Annotated in this window: 16 protein-coding genes; 7 read left to right on the forward strand and 9 right to left on the reverse strand. The window is 64.3% G+C overall.

Going from position 1 to position 16,898, the window contains the following annotated elements; all coding sequences use genetic code 11:
* Positions 1-215: 215 nt before the first annotated feature.
* On the reverse strand, positions 216-2,045 hold the full coding sequence (glmS, locus tag MRS60_RS28520; protein WP_243566052.1) for a glutamine--fructose-6-phosphate transaminase (isomerizing): 1,830 nt from the start codon (positions 2,043-2,045) through the stop codon (positions 216-218).
* Positions 2,046-2,201: 156 nt separating this feature from the next.
* On the opposite strand from glmS, the gene MRS60_RS28525 reads away from it, so the two are divergent.
* Positions 2,202-2,693, forward strand: coding sequence for an Lrp/AsnC family transcriptional regulator (locus tag MRS60_RS28525; protein ID WP_034181959.1), 492 nt, complete (start codon positions 2,202-2,204; stop codon positions 2,691-2,693).
* Positions 2,694-2,703: 10 nt separating this feature from the next.
* Here the strand turns inward: MRS60_RS28525 and panB are convergent, their stop codons facing one another.
* A complete protein-coding gene (panB, locus tag MRS60_RS28530; RefSeq protein WP_105393339.1) occupies positions 2,704-3,555 on the reverse strand; it encodes a 3-methyl-2-oxobutanoate hydroxymethyltransferase in 852 nt (283 codons plus the stop codon).
* A gap of 77 nt (positions 3,556-3,632) precedes the next feature.
* Here panB and MRS60_RS28535 point away from each other — a divergent pair, with 77 nt between their 5' ends.
* Positions 3,633-4,451, forward strand: a complete 819-nt coding sequence (locus MRS60_RS28535; protein ID WP_034181961.1) for an AraC family transcriptional regulator — start codon at positions 3,633-3,635, stop codon at positions 4,449-4,451.
* A 28-nt stretch (positions 4,452-4,479) separates the two neighbouring features.
* Here the strand turns inward: MRS60_RS28535 and MRS60_RS28540 are convergent, their stop codons facing one another.
* Together MRS60_RS28540 and MRS60_RS28545 are read right to left on the reverse strand one after the other, a co-directional pair.
* Positions 4,480-5,013, reverse strand: coding sequence for a methylated-DNA--[protein]-cysteine S-methyltransferase (locus MRS60_RS28540; protein ID WP_072438421.1), 534 nt, complete (start codon positions 5,011-5,013; stop codon positions 4,480-4,482).
* The gene (locus MRS60_RS28545) at positions 5,010-6,503 is read right to left on the reverse strand and encodes a DNA-3-methyladenine glycosylase 2 family protein (RefSeq protein WP_243566053.1); all 1,494 of its coding nucleotides are present in this window, start codon (positions 6,501-6,503) and stop codon (positions 5,010-5,012) included. The genes MRS60_RS28540 and MRS60_RS28545 overlap by 4 nt, the downstream gene beginning before the upstream one ends.
* A 320-nt stretch (positions 6,504-6,823) precedes the next feature.
* Between MRS60_RS28545 and MRS60_RS28550 the strand changes: the two genes are divergently transcribed.
* Positions 6,824-8,116, forward strand: a complete 1,293-nt coding sequence (locus MRS60_RS28550) for an MFS transporter (protein ID WP_243566054.1) — start codon at positions 6,824-6,826, stop codon at positions 8,114-8,116.
* 66 nt (positions 8,117-8,182) lie between these two features.
* Here the strand turns inward: MRS60_RS28550 and MRS60_RS28555 are convergent, their stop codons facing one another.
* A complete protein-coding gene (locus MRS60_RS28555; RefSeq protein WP_105394013.1) occupies positions 8,183-9,286 on the reverse strand; it encodes a LacI family DNA-binding transcriptional regulator in 1,104 nt (367 codons plus the stop codon).
* A 101-nt stretch (positions 9,287-9,387) separates the two neighbouring features.
* On the opposite strand from MRS60_RS28555, the gene MRS60_RS28560 reads away from it, so the two are divergent.
* Positions 9,388-10,224, forward strand: a complete 837-nt coding sequence (locus MRS60_RS28560; RefSeq protein WP_034181965.1) for an NAD-dependent epimerase/dehydratase family protein — start codon at positions 9,388-9,390, stop codon at positions 10,222-10,224.
* A 19-nt stretch (positions 10,225-10,243) separates the two neighbouring features.
* Here MRS60_RS28560 and MRS60_RS28565 read toward each other — a convergent pair whose 3' ends face one another.
* Entirely contained in the window at positions 10,244-10,564 is a 321-nt protein-coding gene (locus tag MRS60_RS28565; protein WP_243566055.1) for a DUF1330 domain-containing protein, read from the reverse strand.
* A gap of 705 nt (positions 10,565-11,269) precedes the next feature.
* Here MRS60_RS28565 and MRS60_RS28570 point away from each other — a divergent pair.
* Together MRS60_RS28570 and MRS60_RS28575 are read left to right on the forward strand one after the other, a co-directional pair.
* Positions 11,270-12,946, forward strand: coding sequence for a hypothetical protein (locus tag MRS60_RS28570; RefSeq protein ID WP_243566056.1), 1,677 nt, complete (start codon positions 11,270-11,272; stop codon positions 12,944-12,946).
* Between the two features lie 73 nt (positions 12,947-13,019).
* On the forward strand, positions 13,020-13,694 hold the full coding sequence (locus MRS60_RS28575; protein ID WP_243566057.1) for a DUF7019 family protein: 675 nt from the start codon (positions 13,020-13,022) through the stop codon (positions 13,692-13,694).
* Between the two features lie 587 nt (positions 13,695-14,281).
* Here MRS60_RS28575 and MRS60_RS28580 read toward each other — a convergent pair.
* The 3 genes from MRS60_RS28580 to MRS60_RS28590 all read right to left on the reverse strand — a co-directional run bounded on the left by MRS60_RS28580 (position 14,282) and on the right by MRS60_RS28590 (position 15,542).
* A complete protein-coding gene (locus MRS60_RS28580) occupies positions 14,282-14,734 on the reverse strand; it encodes a hypothetical protein (RefSeq protein WP_243566058.1) in 453 nt (150 codons plus the stop codon).
* A gap of 53 nt (positions 14,735-14,787) precedes the next feature.
* Positions 14,788-14,979, reverse strand: a complete 192-nt coding sequence (locus tag MRS60_RS28585) for a hypothetical protein (protein ID WP_243566059.1) — start codon at positions 14,977-14,979, stop codon at positions 14,788-14,790.
* 104 nt (positions 14,980-15,083) lie between these two features.
* Positions 15,084-15,542: a MerR family transcriptional regulator gene (locus MRS60_RS28590; protein WP_243566060.1), complete on the reverse strand. Its 459-nt coding sequence runs from the start codon at positions 15,540-15,542 to the stop codon at positions 15,084-15,086.
* A 77-nt stretch (positions 15,543-15,619) separates the two neighbouring features.
* On the opposite strand from MRS60_RS28590, the gene MRS60_RS28595 reads away from it, so the two are divergent.
* Positions 15,620-16,864, forward strand: a complete 1,245-nt coding sequence (locus tag MRS60_RS28595) for an NADH:flavin oxidoreductase/NADH oxidase family protein (protein ID WP_243566061.1) — start codon at positions 15,620-15,622, stop codon at positions 16,862-16,864.
* Positions 16,865-16,898 lie beyond the last annotated feature (34 nt).

Consider the following 16,898-nt stretch of genomic DNA (forward strand, 5'->3'; position numbering starts at 1 on the left):
TCCTTTCCTCGAGCGGAAATTCTGGCTGACGCGAGTCGTAATTCGATGATACGAATCTAGGTAATGAGTGGCGCTATCGTTACTTACGTGATGCCATGCAGCCTCGATTTGCAATACCACGGAATCTCCATCAAGCCCGCGAATTACCTCCCGGACCGAGAGGAACTCGCCCGGGAGCGTCGCGAGCGGAACGCCCTGGCGGCTCGTGGATGTCATCACTCCACAGTCACCGATTTAGCCAAATTCCTAGGCTTATCAATATCCGTCCCCCTTGCCAGCGCAGCGTGATACGCCAGCAATTGCATCGGCACGGTATGCAGAATCGGCGAAAGCGGCCCGTAGTACTCATTGAGCCGAATCACCTCGATCCCCTCACTCGGCACCAGCCCGCAATCCACATCCGCAAAGACAAAAAGCCGCCCGTTCCGCGCACTGACCTCATGCATGTTCGACCTGAGCTTCTCGAGCAGCATGTCATTCGGCGCAACCGCGATCACCGGCATCTCGTTACTAACGAGCGCAAGCGGCCCATGCTTCAACTCACCCGCCGGATAAGCCTCCGCGTGAATATAAGAAATCTCCTTCATCTTCAACGCACCCTCGAGCGCGATCGGGTAATGCATCCCGCGCCCGAGAAACAGCATGTTGTCGCGTCGCGCGAGCAGTTCCGACCACGCCATGATCTGCGGCTCCAGCGCGAGCACCTTCGACATCGCGTCGGGCAGGTGCCGCAGCGCACGCAGATGCTCCTTCTCTTCTTCATCACTCAACCGCCCGCGCACCTGAGCAAGCGACAACGTGAGCAGGAACAACGCAACCAGCTGCGTCGTAAATGCCTTCGTCGAAGCCACCCCGATCTCGATCCCCGCACGCGTCACGAACTGCAGCGCACATTCACGCATCAACGCACTCGTCGCGACGTTGCAGATCGCGAGCGTATGCGTCATCCCGCGCTGCTTCGCGACATGCACCGCACCGAGCACATCGGCCGTCTCGCCGCTCTGCGACACCGCGACAACCAGCGTGCGCGGATTCGGCACGCTGTCGCGATAACGAAACTCGCTCGCAATTTCAACGCTCGCCGGCAGCTTCGCAATACTCTCGATCCAGTACTTCGCGGTCAGCGCCGCGTGATAGCTGCCGCCGCACGCGAGCAGCAGCACCGAATCGACTTCGTTGAACACGCGCCACGCACCGTCACCAAACAGCTCGGGCATGATCGACGCGACGTCGAGCAGCGTATCGGCCACCGCCTGCGGCTGCTCGAAAATCTCCTTCTGCATGTAATAGCGGTACGACCCGAGATCGGCCGCGCCGCTATGCGCGGCGACCCGCTGCACCGCGCGCTCGACGCGCTGGCCGGCCGCATCGACGATCCAGTAGCGATGCAGCTGGATATCGGCGACGTCGCCGTTCTCCAGATACGCGATGCGGTCGGTGATGCCCGACAGCGCGATCGCATCGGACGCCAGGAAATTCTCGCCTTCGCCGACGCCGACCACGAGCGGCATCCCGTCGCGCGCGCCGACGATCCGGTGCGGCTCGTCGCGGCACATCACCGCGATCGCGTAGCTGCCGCGCAGTCGCGCGACCGCGCGCCGCACCGCGTCGAACAGGTCGCCGTCGTACAGATGGTCGATCAGGTGCGCGATCGCCTCGCTGTCGGTCTGGCTCGCGAACACGTAGCCGTGCGCCTGCAATTCCGCGCGCAACTGGTCGCAGTTCTCGATGATCCCGTTGTGCGACAGCGCGATGCGCGCGTTGGCGTCGCTCGGCGAGAAGTGCGGATGCGCGTTGAGCGTGACGGGTGCGCCATGTGTGGCCCAGCGCGTATGCGCGATGCCGGTGTAACCCGACAGCGCATGCGCGGCGATCTCACGCTGCAGGTTGGCCACGCGATCGACGCTGCGGGCACGCGCCAGCGCACGGTCTCGGTAGACCACGACGCCGCACGAGTCGTAGCCGCGGTATTCGAGCCGCTTCAGGCCGTCGACAAGGTTCGGCAGGATGTCCCGCTGGGCGACCGCCCCGACAATTCCACACATATCGCGCTCCGTAAATGTCCTGTCTGGATCAGTGAGAGCGATGGTAGAGGCGGTAGAATGGAATTAAATTTCAAAATATCGATATAAATGAAACGAGACGTGGATCGTCTATCATGTTGAAATTAAATTTCACATCCTGACCGGAAGGAGCCGCCGATGGCCGGCATCACCCTCGACGATCTCGACCTGCGCATCCTCGCGATCCTGCAGGACGACGCGTCGGTGTCGAACCTGCAACTGGCCGAGCGCGCGCTGTCGTCGCCGCCGACCTGCATGCGTCGCGTGCGCCGGCTGACGGAAGCCGGCGTGATCCGCCGGCAGGTTGCGGTGCTCGATCCGGTCGCGATCGGCACGGCCGTCACGGCGCTGATCGAGATCAGTCTCGACCGGCAGACGGCCGAAGACTACGACGCGTTCGAGGCGTACGTGTGCGCGGAGCCGGCCGTCACGCAGTGCTACCGCGTGTCGCCGGGGCCCGATTTCGTCGTGGTGGCGGATCTGGCCGACGTCGCCGAATACGATGAGTTCGCGCGGCGGTTGTTCACCGGCGCATCGAACGTCCGCAACGTGCGGACGTTTTTCTCGACGCATCGCGCGAAATTCGAGGCGAACGCGCGAGTCGCGCATGCGATGCGCAAACGCGCGTGATCGCGTCGCATCACGCAGTGGCCGCGTCCGCCAATTGCAGCGGCTTGCCGTACCCGAAGCAATGCGCCGGCTCGGGAAACACGCGCTGCCGCACGTCGTGCGCATACTGACGGATCGCGTCGCGCATCACCGCATTCGCATCGGCGTAACGCTTCACGAAGCGCGGCGTGTATGCATCGAACGCGCCGATCATGTCCTCGGTCACGAGCACTTGTCCGTCGCACGCGGGCGATGCGCCGATGCCGATCGTCGGGATCGTCAGCGTTTCGGTCAGGTGGCGCGCGAGCGCTTCGGCGGTGCCTTCGATGACGACGCTGAACGCGCCGGCCCGCTCGGCCGCACACGCGGCGTCGAACACCTGCGCGGCCGAACGCGGGTCCATGCCCTGCGCGCGGAAGCCGCCCGTCGCGTTGGCCTGCTGCGGCATCAGGCCGACGTGCGCCATCACCGGAATGCCGCGCTCGGTCAGGAAGCGGATGGTGTCGGCCATCTCGCTGCCGCCTTCGAGCTTCACGGCCTGCGCGCCGGTTTCGGCGAGCAGCCGCGCGGCGGAGCGATAGGCCTGCGCGGGCGATTCCTGGTACGTCGAGAACGGCAGGTCGACGACGACGCACGCCTGTGCGGCGCCGCGCACGACGGCCGCGCCGTGTGCAATCATCATGTCGAGCGTGACGCGCAGCGTATCGGGCATCCCGTACAGCACCATGCCGACGGAGTCGCCGACGATGATCACGTCGGCCACGTCGTCGACGAGCTTCGCCATCGGCGCGGAATACGCGGTCAGCGACACGAGGCTGCCGATGCCTTTGGTCGAACGGATCGCGGTGACGGTCTTGCGGGTGGTGCGGGTATGAGCGCTCATGTTCGGAAGCCGTGTGAAAGAAGAGCCGTGACGGTAGCATCGCGCTCGTTCGTGCAATGACCTTCGGAGGACGTCTTATGTTGCTGGCGGGACAATCGGGTGACCCTTACGCGGCGCCGCCGATGGCGCGCCTGCCGAGGCCGCTGTACGTGCGTGCGTTCGGGATTCCCGGCAACGTGAGTGTCGACGCGCACAGTCATCCGTGGGCTCAGCTGATGTATGCGACGAGCGGCGTGCTCGAGGTGTCGACGCCGTCGGGCCGGCAGCTGCTGCCGCCGCACTACGCGATGTGGATTCCGCCGCACGTGCCGCATGCGGTGACGACGCGCGAGTGCGTCGCGTTCCACAGCCTGTATCTCGACGAAGCGATCGCACGCAGCGATGCGAACGACGATTGCACGATCCTCTGCATGACGCCGCTGCTGCGCGAGCTGGTGATTGCCACGGCCGAATTGCCGGTGAACTACGACGAAGCGGGGCCGGACGGCGCGCTCGTATGCCTGATCGCCGACCGGATCGCACGGATGCGACCTGCGCCGCTGACGGTGCCGCTGCCGCGCGATCCGCGCCTGCTGAAAATCGCGCGCGCGTTGCATGCGCATCCGGGCGATACGCGCAGTCTCGACGAATGGGGCCATCAGGTCGGCGCGACGCGGCGCACGCTGTCACGGCTGTTCCGGCAGGACACGGGGCTGTCGTTCACCGAATGGCGGCAGGCCGTGCGGCTGCTCGCGTCGCTGCCGCTGCTCGATGCCGGCGAGCCGATCGGCGCGGTGGCCGCGCAACTGGGCTACGACTCGACTTCGTCGTTCATCGCGCTGTTCCAGGCGAAATTCCGCATGACGCCCGGTGCGTATGCGAAGCGTGAAGCGCGCCGGCCGGTATTGAACGCGTGATACGGCTACGCGTGCCGCGCGCCGTCACTCAGAACGCGAGCGCTGTCTGCACCGGATGATGTGCGCCACGCTCGAACCCGGCACCTTCTAGCGACAGCAGCGCGCGCTTGCGGTCGATGCCGCCCGCATAACCGGTCAGGCTGCCCGACGCGCCGACCACGCGATGGCACGGCACCATGATCGACACCGGGTTGCGGCCGACCGCACCGCCCACGGCGCGCGCGGCGCTCATCGGCAACCCGACGCGTTCGGTGATGTCGCCATACGACACGAGCTCGCCGAACGGAATCGCGAGCAGTTCCTTCCATACACGCCGTTGAAACGTCGTGCCGCGCAGGTGGATCGGCACCGAGAACGTTTCGCGCATGCCGGTGAAGTATTCGGCGATTTCTTCCGCGACCTTGCGCGCGATCGGCGAAGTGACGAGCGCGTTTGCTTCCTGCGCGATCGAAAGCGACGGAAAGTATTTCTGGCCGACGAAGAACAGGCCCGTCAGCGCATCGTCCTCGATGCGCACGGCGATGTCGCCGAGCGGGCTCGGAATCAGATGAGCGGGAGTCATCGCGATACATCTCCATGTAGGCGCCACACATGCAGTGCGGCATACGCGCGCCACGGCGCCCAGCGCGCGGCATGTGGCGCGGATGATGACATGCGCGGGCGTTCGATGTGTTCGATATGTTCGCCGCGTTCGATGCGTGCGGGAAGCGACGCATCGTCGGCCGGGAACGCATTCGGCCAGGCCATCGCACGCATCGCGACGTACTGCACCGCGCGTTCGTCGAAGCAGGCCATCTCGCGCAGCGCGGCGAGCGTCGCGTCGAGCGGCGCCATCGGCTCGAGTGCGAGCATGCCGTCTGCGACCGCGCGTGTGAGCGACACGATCGCCTGCGACGTTTCGCGCGCAAGGCCGAGCGCTTCGAGCGCCGCCGGTGGCAGGGCGGCCAGCGTCGCCGAGGAAGGCAGTGCATGCGTCAGCCCCGGCGGCGCGCCTTCCAGCTTTGTGCCGAAGCGTTCGGCGATGCGCGCGAGCACCGCACCCGCATGCGCTGCCGCGAGCCGTTCGCCCGCGATCGCGCGAAGGGCGATTTCGAGGCCGTCGAACGCGCCGGGCACGCGCAAGCCGGGCGAGCCGCTCGCAAGTGCGCCGAGATGCGCGTCGATCACGTCGGGGCGGCTGTCGAGATCGAACAGCCGCCGCACGCGCGCGAGCACGGCCGGCACGACCGGCGTCAGCGCGGGCGATACGGTGACGGCCAGCGCGAAGCGCTGCGGCACGTGCGCGACGGATAACCATCCGGTCAGGCGGCCACCATCGTTTCGATTCGGCAATTCGACGACACGCGCATAGTCTTGCGCGTCGATCCGCTCGACACCGTCGATCTGCCGCTGCGCGAGAAAGCGCATCAGGTCGGCCCACGCGAACGGCGGCCGGTACGGCAGCGGGAACGTCATGTCGCCATCGGCGGACGCGCCGGTCCCTTTGCGAAGCCGCAGCGGATTGAGGCCGTAGCGTTGCCGGAACAGGTCGTTGAAGCGCCGCACGCTGCCGAACCCGGCCGTCGATGCGACGACGGCCACCGGCAGCGCGGTGTCGGTCAGCAGCCGCTTGGCCATCAGCAGCCGGTGCGTCTGCGCGAACTCGACCGGCGATACGCCGAACTGCGCGGCGAAGATCCGGCGCAGATGACGTTCGGTCACGCCGACGCGCTGCGCGAGCGCGTCGACGGAATGCGTGTTCAGGAAACCGTCCTCGATCAGCGTGGCGGCCGCATCGGCGAGATTGCCTGAGAGGTCGAGCAAGCCGTGACCGGGCGCGAGCTCGGGGCGGCAGCGCATGCACGGCCGGAAGCCGGCTTTCTCGGCGGCCGCGGCGGTCGGGTAATAGCTGCAGTTCTGCGCTTTCGGCGGCTTCACCGGGCAGACGGGGCGGCAATACACGCCCGTCGTCGCGACGCCGACGAAGAACCAGCCGTCGAAGCGGCGGTTCCGCGAAAGCAGGGCGTCGTAGCAGGTGTCGGGATCGAGGCGCATGAAACGACTGTAAACCATCCCCGTCATCGATTCTGGCTGGAATCGGACATGTGTCTCGGCGTCCGTGCCCCGATTCGCGCGTTGGAAAATCCGGGAAAAACGGTTAATACCACTCTTCGAAACAGTCGTCTCTTTTGCCGCGACCAATTTGAGATGACTCATCGAAATCCCCGACTGACAGCGTGCCGGCCGACGCCCTATCCTTTGAAAAACGTTTTCCAGAAGGATTGGCGATCGGCCGTGCGCGACAGCGCGTCATGGCCGTCCGCCCCGGCGCCGGTCGCCGGTCAACGAATATCGTGCGGCGCGACGGGCGCGGCCGCGCATCGGAGACATTCATGCAATCTGCCGTCGTCGGCACGGTGCGCGCCGTCGCCAGCCGCTACCGCTGGACCGTCTGTGCGCTGCTGTTTTTCGCGACCGTCATCAACTACATGGATCGGCAGATCCTCGGCCTGCTCGCGCCGATGCTCCAGCACGACATCGGCTGGAGCCAGGTGCAGTACGGCCGCATCGTGATGGCGTTTTCCGCGTTCTATGCGCTCGGGTTGCTCGGCTTCGGGCGCATCGTCGACTGGCTCGGCACGCGCGTGTCGTATGCGGTGGCGATGCTGGTATGGAGCATCGCCGCGATGCTGCACGCGGCGGTCGGCTCGGTCATGGGCTTCGCATTCGTGCGTGCGCTGCTCGGGATCGGCGAGGGCGGCAACTTCCCGGCCGCGATCAAGACGACGGCCGAGTGGTTCCCGCGCCGCGAACGCGCGCTCGCCACCGGCATCTTCAATTCGGGCGCGAACATCGGCGCGGTGTTCGCGCCGGCGATCATCCCGGCGATCGCGGTGGCCTACGGCTGGCGCGCGGCGTTCGTGATCATCGGCGCGATCGGCATCGTGTGGCTCGCGGTGTGGCTCGTGCTCTATCGCCAGGCCGACACGCGCGCGCTCGCTGCGGAATACGACGAGCCGCGCGACGAAGCCGAAGCGATGGATGCAGCGAACGCGGACGCCGGAGCGCCGCGCTGGGGCGAACTGATCCGCAAACGCGAGACGTGGGCGTTCCTGGTCGGCAAGTTCCTGACCGATCCGGTGTGGTGGTTCTACCTGTTCTGGCTGCCGAAGTGGCTCAACGAGTCGCGCGGGATGGACATGCAGCACATCGGCCTGCCGCTCGTCTGCATCTACGCGCTGACGACGGTCGGCAGCATCGGCGGCGGCTGGCTGTCGTCGATGCTGCTGCGCGCGGGCTGGAGCGTGAACCGCGCGCGCAAGTCGGCGATGCTGATCTGCGCGTGCTGCGTGCTGCCGATCGCGTTCGTGTCGCAGGTGCAAAGCCTGTGGATCGCAGTACTGATCGTCGGTCTCGCCGCCGCCGCGCACCAGGGCTGGTCGGCGAACCTGTTCACGACGGCCTCCGACCTGTTCCCGCGCCGCGCGGTCGCGTCGGTGGTCGGCATCGGCGGGATGGCCGGTTCGATCGGCGGCGTGCTGTTCTCGGAAGTGATCGGCCAGGTGCTGCAGCGCACGGGCCACTACTGGGTGCTGTTCGCGATCGGCGCGCTCGCATACCTGCTCGCGCTGGCGGTCATGCATGTGCTCACGCCGAAGATGAAGCCCGCGAAACTCGACGCTTGATCGTAGTTCGGAAAACGAACGCGCCGCTTAGTGCGGCGCGTTTTCTTTGTGCGCGGGGCAGGTGACTCAACCGGCCGCGGCCGTCGACGCGCGCATGATCAGCCGCGGCTCGAACGTCGAATAACTCGCATCGGTACGGCCCGCGAGCGCGTCGATCAGCTTCTGCATCGCGAGTTCGCCCATGTTCTCGCTCTGGATGTCGACGGTGGTCAGCGCGGGCGCCGCGTATTCGCCGTACGGCACGTTGTCGATGCCCGCGACCGATACGTCCTGCGGCAGCCGGAAGCCGAGCGACGCGGCTTCCTTCATGAAGCCGAGCGCGATCAGGTCGTTGTAGCAGATCACGGCCTGCGGGCGCTGCGGCCCGAGCATCACGCGCGAGCACGCGCGTTCGCCGGCTTCGGCCGTCGGCGCGTGCGCGTCGTGCACGTCGAGCGTGAGCCCCGCTTCGGCGAGGCAGTCGCGCGCACCCTGGATCCGTTCGTCGTTCACGCGTGCGGTGCCGAAGCCGAGATACGCGATGCGCGTGTGCCCGAGATTGAGCAGGTGGCGTGCGAGCATGTAGGTCGACAGCCGGTTGTCGATGCCGACGCTCGGAATCGGCAGGCCGGGGCTGCGGCGCAGCAGCACGAGCGGCTTGTTCAGATCGAGCATCCAGCCGGCTTCGTCGTCGGGCATCCGCGTGCTGACGATCAGCCCGTCGACGCGCTGCGCGAGCGCCTCGATCAGCGAGCGTTCGCGCGCCTGGTTCTCTTCGGTATCGACGAGCAGCAGCGTGTAGTCGTGCTGCAGCGCGATCCGGTTCGCGCCCTTGACCACGTTCGTGAAGTGCGGGTTGCTGATGTCGAGGATCACGAGGCCGATCGTGCGCGTGCGCCCGGTGATCATCGAACGCGCGAGCGGGTTCGAACGGTAGCCGAGCCGCTCGATCGCCTCCTTGAGCCGCGCTTCGACCGCCGGCGAGAAGCGCTGCGTGCCGTTCACGTATTTCGATACCGTCGCGACCGACACGCCGGCTTCCGCGGCCACGTCGCGGATCGTCGGGGAAACTTTTTTCATCGGCAGGGTAACGTTTTCGTTCGATAACGCCGGATTGTGGCAGAAAAAGCCGGCACGCGGCCACGCGTCGATATCGGGAAAGTGCGGATGGCTGCTGACGGGTTCGACCATTGACGTTCGGTCGCGGTCCCGCGTATAGTTGGAAAACGTTTTCCGATTCGAGGTAAAAACCGGATCGGAGTCCAGGTCAGATTCAAGGAGAAGGAGATTCGATGAACGCCTCATCCACCGGCGCGCGCAAACCGTTCGGGCGCCTGTTGCTGACGGGCGCGGCCGGCAACCTCGGCCGCCAGTTGCGCGGCGCACTCGCGCAATGGGCCGACGTCGTGCGCGTCAGCGACATCGCGGCGCTCGGCGACGCGGCCGCGCATGAAGAAACCCGTGTCGTCGACCTGGCCGACCGGCCGGCGGTGATGCAGCTCGTCGACGGCGTGGACGCGATCGTCCATCTCGGCGGCATTTCGGTCGACGCGCCGTTCGACGATCTCGTCGGCGCGAACATCACCGGCACGTACAACCTGTACGAAGCCGCGCGCAAGCACGGCGTGAAGCGCGTCGTGTTCGCGAGCTCGAACCATGCGATCGGTTTCCATCCGGTCACGGAAGTGCTCGACGCCGATTCGCCGCTGCGCCCCGACAGCCTGTACGGCGTGACGAAATGCTTCGGCGAATCGCTGTCGCGCTACTACTTCGACCGCTTCGGGATCGAGACCGTGTGCCTGCGCATCGGCTCGTCGTTCGAAGTACCGAAGAACCCGCGCATGCTCGTGACGTTCCTCAGCTATCGCGACTTCATCGAGCTCGTGCGCTGCTCGCTGCTGACGAACCGCGTCGGGCACGCGATCGTTTACGGCGCGTCGGACAACCCGGTGAAATGGTGGGACAACACGAAGGCCGGTTTCCTCGGCTTTCGCCCGCGCGACAGCTCCGAGCAGTTCGCGGGGCTGTTCCCGGTCGCGGCGCCAACCGCCGACTACGACGATCCGGCGCAGCGGTTCCAGGGCGGCGGCTTCGTCGTCGGCGAGCCGATGGAGCGGAAGGCTTCGTAAGCGTCGCCGGCGTCGTGATTCAGCGCAGGATGTCGGTCGCCCTGTGTCGTTCATCGACGCCGTCGATCAGGATCAGCGGTCCGCTCGCGTGCCGTGCGCGCAGCGGCTGGATCTGCCGGTACGCATCCGATTCGTACCACGCGCGCGCCGTACCGAGATCGGGAAACGCGATCGCGATCAGGTCGCCGCGCCACACGCCTTCGCGTACCTCCGGCCGTGCGCCGTGAATGACGAACCGGCCGTCGAACGGCGCGAGCGTGCCGTCGATGCGTTCGAGGTATTCGACGATGTCGTCGCACATGTCGACGTCGTGCAGGTGGGCGATGGCGTAGGCGGTCATGGCGGGCTCCTTGGCGTGACGCGGTTCGTCGGTCGATGGAGCCATGATCGCGGCGCGTGCGGCGCGCGTCGATTACCTGCGACGTAAGCGAATCCGCGCAGCGGCGCGCAAGCGTGCCGACCTGTACACCGCTCGCATGGCGCGACGGCATTCACGCGTACGTGTCGATGTCCAGCCCACTCTGAACCGGTGAAGGCTGTCGAGCAACGAGTTTCCGGAAGCTTGTTCACGGAACGCTGAACTCGTAGTTCATTCAGCTTTGAACGATCAATGGTGCGGTTCACTTTAGTCTGAACTTTCCGTGGCGAGAACCCACGCGCTGCCAACGTCAGAAATAGCACGGCAGGCCGCTGTCGACCCGTTGCCGACGGTCGAGGCGTCGCGGCTCCTACGGCAGGTATCAGAGTGGAACGGTCATACGCTATCGGAGGCGACTCTTATCAGCCGACGGCCGTCCCATTGCCGTTACATTTGCCTTGCAAACTAGCGGCAATCAGCTAGATTTGAGCAAACACGCCCCATCCGGCGAACAACAAGAACTGCGTCACTTTTCGCCGATTGTTTCACTCGTTGTTCGCTGTTCGTCGCACCCATTCGCGCATCAAAACAATCAAACAATGATTAGCGGCGCGTCTAAAACAGACGTCTCCTATCAGCGCTTCCGACTCGTGTCGTCCCGCATTTCTTTGAGAAACGGAGCAAGTCATGACTGTCGAACGCACCGTAGTGTCTCGCTTGAATCTCGGCGACCTTCTAACGCTTCCGGTGGTGACCTACCAGCGGGACGAGCACACCAGACAAGGTGTCTGGTCAAAACCGAACGTGCCTTTGTTGATTTTCAGTGACAATACAGTCGGTGGCGCCACTCTCCAGTATTCAAACGGTCCGATTGCGGGCGCCGCCGGCGGAAGCCCGCTGCAGTTGATCTTTTGGGGCGCATGGTGGACTAGCCAGGTTGGTGCGCAAAGAAAAACTCTCATTGAGGAACGCGCTCAAAGCCTGCTAGCTAGTCCGTATTTCACAGAGCTCGTGCAGTATGGAGTAGTGCATGCACCGGTTTGGCGTGGATCGACTATCGTTACCAAGCCCGAGCCGCCGACACGATTGAAGTCGACCGACACAACCCAGAGCGTTCTTGACCTCGTCGACGACTTGCTTGACGACGGTGTGTTCCCCGATCCTGACGATGGTCCCCGCATCGTATTCATCGTTTTGATGCCCGATGGTTTCACTGTAATAGACTCAAATGTACTCGGTGCTCACAAGAGCGACTATGACTGGGATTTCCCCTTTGACACTGACCGTTATTGGGCAGGATGGGTTCGTCCGGAGCCATCGGATCCTGAGGCGACGATGAGAACCCTAGGACACGAACTGGTCGAGATCCTGACCGACCCAGAGAGCGACGCCTGGCGATGGAATCCCGTGATTGGCTCTAACACTGAAATAGCCGACACCTGCTTTTCCGATGGAGGCTCCACGTGGCAATCAGCCTTTGTTAATGGTGTGATGGTCCAGTCTTACTGGTCCAACCGACATGGAGCGATGGTCATTCCGATCGACAATGATTACGAGGCGAGACTCACTGCGAAGATCAGCGAATCATCGCGGCGCGTCATCGACGAAGGGACATTCCGGCCAGACGCTTCAGATAGTGCGGCTTGCTCCCCAGAGTTGCCTGAGTGTTGCATCGAGGATCGAGACTATCAATGGCGCCTATATTCGATAGCAGAGACCGCCCAGGTACGAGTGCAGACACAACGCTACCGATCGCCTGATATGACATGGACGATTAACGGTACGGCCGTATCAGGAGTAGGCGACCTCCCACTCAACGTCAACGTAGACGGATTCAGCGGACGTACCCCGATATCGACGACAAAGTCGTTCAAGGTTCACTTCGAGGTGAAGCCTAACGGCATCGACATCTCCGCTGCCGGCGTTGATGGTAATTTCGATATCCTGGTCGCATGCTCGGTGACAGACGGCTCGATCACCGGCAACCTCACCACCAATGTTATCGCCACTCCGCAACTCATCGTCGACTTTGTCGGTGCGGAAGTCCTGCTGGAAGATGCCTACATCAAGCAGCGGTCCAATTGTCTAACCGCGATGGTGAAGCGCTACGCGGTTCAGTACAAGCCGACCGGCAAACCCGGTCCAAGCGATCCCATTAACTTTCTGACACAGATCAATGAATTACCGTCCTATGTACGGCCAAACGAGTACAACCAGATTCGCGAATCCGCGAAGGCGATGCGAGCGGCGTACGCCACGTTACCGGCGGAGCTGGCAGACAGCTTCACACGTTCGCTGACAGTTGAAATTCCGACTCTGGAACGCCAGCTTCGAAGCGTGGGCCGGAAGAAAGAGATTTCATGAGGTCATGTTGAAAATCGCGCTACTCTGAGACGTTCGTGCTGTCTACAGATTTCCTCGAATCGAGGTAGTCGATATGTCGCCGAAATACTTTCTGTACATTTCCGACACCAAAGTAGATATGCTGTATGCACAGATTCCACGAGCGTTTCTTGACGGAGTGTCGAGAGAACTCAAAGTAGATCTGAAGCTGCCGTCTGTTTCGCTTAAACAAAGCGAGTATCCGGATACGAGATTCTCGAAACTGGACGTTGTGTGTCGATATATCGATAAGCACTTCGACGTGGGCGAAATTGATTCACCAGCAGCATACTTTCGCGGCCGAACCACGGTGCGCTGGGGACCGTACGGATCTGACGACCGGCTCGTATACTTTTGCGACGCAACCTCCAACACGATCTTCGGGCTGGGCGGTTCTGGCCAGTACGTTACTGGCGCCAAGAGTACATCCGAAATCCATAGCTATTCCGCGACGCCGTATCTGCATGCGGTCCTGTGCGACGAACTTAAGTTAGCTCGAGGTGAAGACCTTGAACTTCAAGGGATGTCGAAGGAACAAATGAAGCTGTCTGCGCTCGACGCTACATATCTCGCAGCGCAATTGTTCGACGGTCCAGAACAAGAAGTCGAGTTCCTCGCTAAAAAGCTGCTGTTCGCGCCGGGACAGGCACGATCTGCCGACGAATGGCCCAATCGGGAAGGCAAAGGCGTGTTGCTCGGGAGCCCACTGTATGTTGCACTTGTCGACTGATTGTGAGAATTCTCAGCCGAGCTCCGTTAAGGAACACGGCTCATAGCGCCCGAATCCTTAGTTAGGCTAGAGCGATCCAGTGTTGCCCCCGTCGATGCGTAATGAACTGAGACGACAACCTCACTTCTCAACGACGCCAATAGTGACCCCGGGAAGCTGGTTCGAAATGATGGGTTATCGGCAGGGGAGCGTGGCAGGCGCGAACCGCTCAGCAGAGTCGGTCGCCGATGAATCGCGCTAGCGCGTGGTGCTCCCTCGCAGCCTTTTTTGACAGAAACGCCCCTCAAGCGAGGACCACAGATCCACCCGTTCGCCGCGTAGCGGTCGAATGGCCGGTTCCTGAGTAGAACCGACGCCTGAATGTCTGGACGACAGTGCTAGCGAATGCCGCTTCCTGGCCGAACCGAGTCGGATGACCCGACGTCCGCGTCGCTCCCTATGGCAGGCCCCGCCCAGCCCCGTGCTCGATGGCTTCGGTTGCTACGCCTGCGCCCAATCACTTTCGGTCGCCAGTGTGCGCTACGCCGAGTTCAGCGTTACGTGAATCTCGACAGTACCCGCCTCCGTCGTCGTCAGCCGTGCCGCCGTCAATGCTGCTTGCGGCAAACCGGATCGCTCTCGCGCCACGCGCTCGATTCGCACCAGTAACCCGGCCGCCACGCTTCGAACGCGACGGCGTTAGAAGCATTGGCGCGCGTGACGCGAACCGGGTCGGCCTTCAGCGCATCGCCATCCGGGTCGTCGTTGAAGCGCCAGTTGCGGAACACTTCGCGATGAAACACCCACGTGCGATGCGCGGCGTCGTAGCGAAAGGTCACGCGGTCGCGCCAGTGGTCCCGGCCCGCGAATACGCCCTGTTCGACCGTGAACGCGCGCGGCTCGATCGTGAGCGCGTTCTCGGCGACGCCATCGAGATACGGATCGCCCATGCCGCCTTCATCGGCTTTCATGATGACGGTGTCGTTGCGTGCCGCCAGCCGATAGTGCCCGTCGGTGCCCTGCAGGAAGATCAGCAGCGGACGTGGCGCCGGCTCGCGCATCGAATCGCCGGGCCGATGCGCGACGACGAGATAGCCGGTGCGCGGGCTGTCGGTCAGGCGCCCGGACGCGGCATCCAGCGCTTCGTAGCCGGCAGGAAGCTGCGCGACGATGTCAGCGGGAAGATCGGACGTATCCGGGCAAGTGAGCGACGCAGGCGTGTCGCCGCACTGCGTGGCGTATGCATGCCGATGCCGAACGTCAGCAGCGCGGCGATGAGGATTCCTCTGAAGTGGGGGATCGTCATGCAAATAAGGTCAGGAGAACGCAGTGCGGAAGCCGGCGCGCATGCGTCGGATCGTGTCGTCGCAGTGCGGGTTGATGGATCGTCAGGTGACGCAGTGCACTCAGTCACGCACGCTTGCGCGTCGGCCGTGCGACGGGCGCCGGCGCCAGCGGTTCGCCGGCCTGCTCGCACAGCCGGTCGAGCATGCGTTGCGCGGCGCCCGCGCAATTCTCGCCCGCCGGCTTGTTCTCGATCTCGTCGATCAGCGTCTCCAGATGGCGCCGGTTCTGCGCGAGACGCTGTTCGAGCAGCGCGATCTCGTCGACCTTGTGCCGCAGCGCGACCAGCAGTTCGTCGCGCGGCCACGCGCCGAGATCGGGCGGCAGCACCGCGCGGATTTCGTCGAGCGCGAAACCCGCGCGCTGCGCACGGTCGATGATCGCGAGCCGCGTCAACGCTTCCGGCCCGTATTCCCGATAGCCGTTCGCCTGCCGGCGGGCCGGTTCGAGCAGGCCGCTCGCTTCGTAGAAGCGGATGCGCGACGCCGCGAGGCCGCTGGCACGCGCCAGTTCGCCGATTTTCATGCGGTGCTCCAAAGGGGCTTGACCTTAAAGTTGACTTTAAAGTTATCGTTGGGCATCGTCAATCGAGGATGCGCTCCATGAACCTGTTTACGCCCCTGACACTGCCCAACGGTGCGGTGATCCCGAACCGGCTGGCCAAGGCCGCGATGGAAGAGAACATGGCCGATGCGGATCACGCGCCGTCCGACGCGTTGCTGCGCCTGTACCAGGCCTGGGCCGACGGCCAGGCCGGGCTGATCCTGACCGGCAACGTGATGGTGGACGGCCGCGCGATGACCGGGCCGAACGGTGTCGTGCTCGAGAGCGACGCGCATCTCGACCGTTTCCGCCGCTGGGCGCAGATCGCGCGCTCGGGCGGCGCGCACGTGTGGATGCAGATCAATCACCCGGGGCGCCAGATGCAGGCGGCGCTCGGCCAGACGACGCTCGCGCCGTCGGCCGTGCCGCTCGCGCTCGGCGCGCTGTCGAAGCAGTTCCCGGTGCCGAAGGAAATGACGCAAGCCGATATCGCCGATGTGCAGCAGCGTTTCGTGCGCGCGGCGCAGCTCGCGGAGCAAAGCGGTTTCACCGGCGTGCAGATTCATGCGGCGCACGGCTATCTGCTGAGCCAGTTCCTGTCGCCGCTGACGAACCGCCGGCAGGACCAGTGGGGCGGCAGCATCGAAAATCGCGCGCGCCTGCTGCTCGACATCGTGCGGGCCGTGCGCGCGACGGTGTCGCCCGCGTTCGTCGTCGCGGTCAAGCTGAACTCGGCCGACTTCCAGCGCGGCGGTTTCAGCGCGGACGACGCGAAGCGCGTGGTCGAGTTGCTGAACCCGCTCGACGTCGATCTCGTCGAACTGTCGGGCGGCAGCTACGAAGTGCCGGCGATGCAGGGCGAGGCGCGCGACGGGCGCACGCTTGCCCGCGAAGCGTATTTCCTCGAATTCGCGCGCGACATCACGGCCGTCGCTCGGATGCCGCTGATGGTTACGGGCGGCATCCGGCGCCGTGCGGTCGCAGAACAGGTGGTCGAAAGCGGCGTGGCGATGGTCGGTATCGCGACCGCGCTGTCGATCGATCCGAACCTGCCGCGCGACTGGCGGGCCGGCAAGGACAGCGCGCCGGTGCTGCAGCCGATCCGGTGGAAGAGCAAGGCGCTGGGCGCGCTGGCCAACATGGCCGTCGTCAAGTTCCAGCTCACGCGGCTCAGCGAAGGGCGCCGCACGAACCCGCAGGTGTCGCCGCTGCGCGCGCTGGTCGGGCAGCAACTGGCCGCGCAATGCCAGACGCGGCGCTATCGGAAGTGGATGGCGGTGCGCGCGGCGAGCCCGCGCGCGTGACGGCGCTTTCCTGGGCCTGCCCGGCGGGCGCGAA

This window comes from Burkholderia pyrrocinia, from assembly GCF_022809715.1.
GTDB lineage: Bacteria > Pseudomonadota > Gammaproteobacteria > Burkholderiales > Burkholderiaceae > Burkholderia > Burkholderia pyrrocinia_C.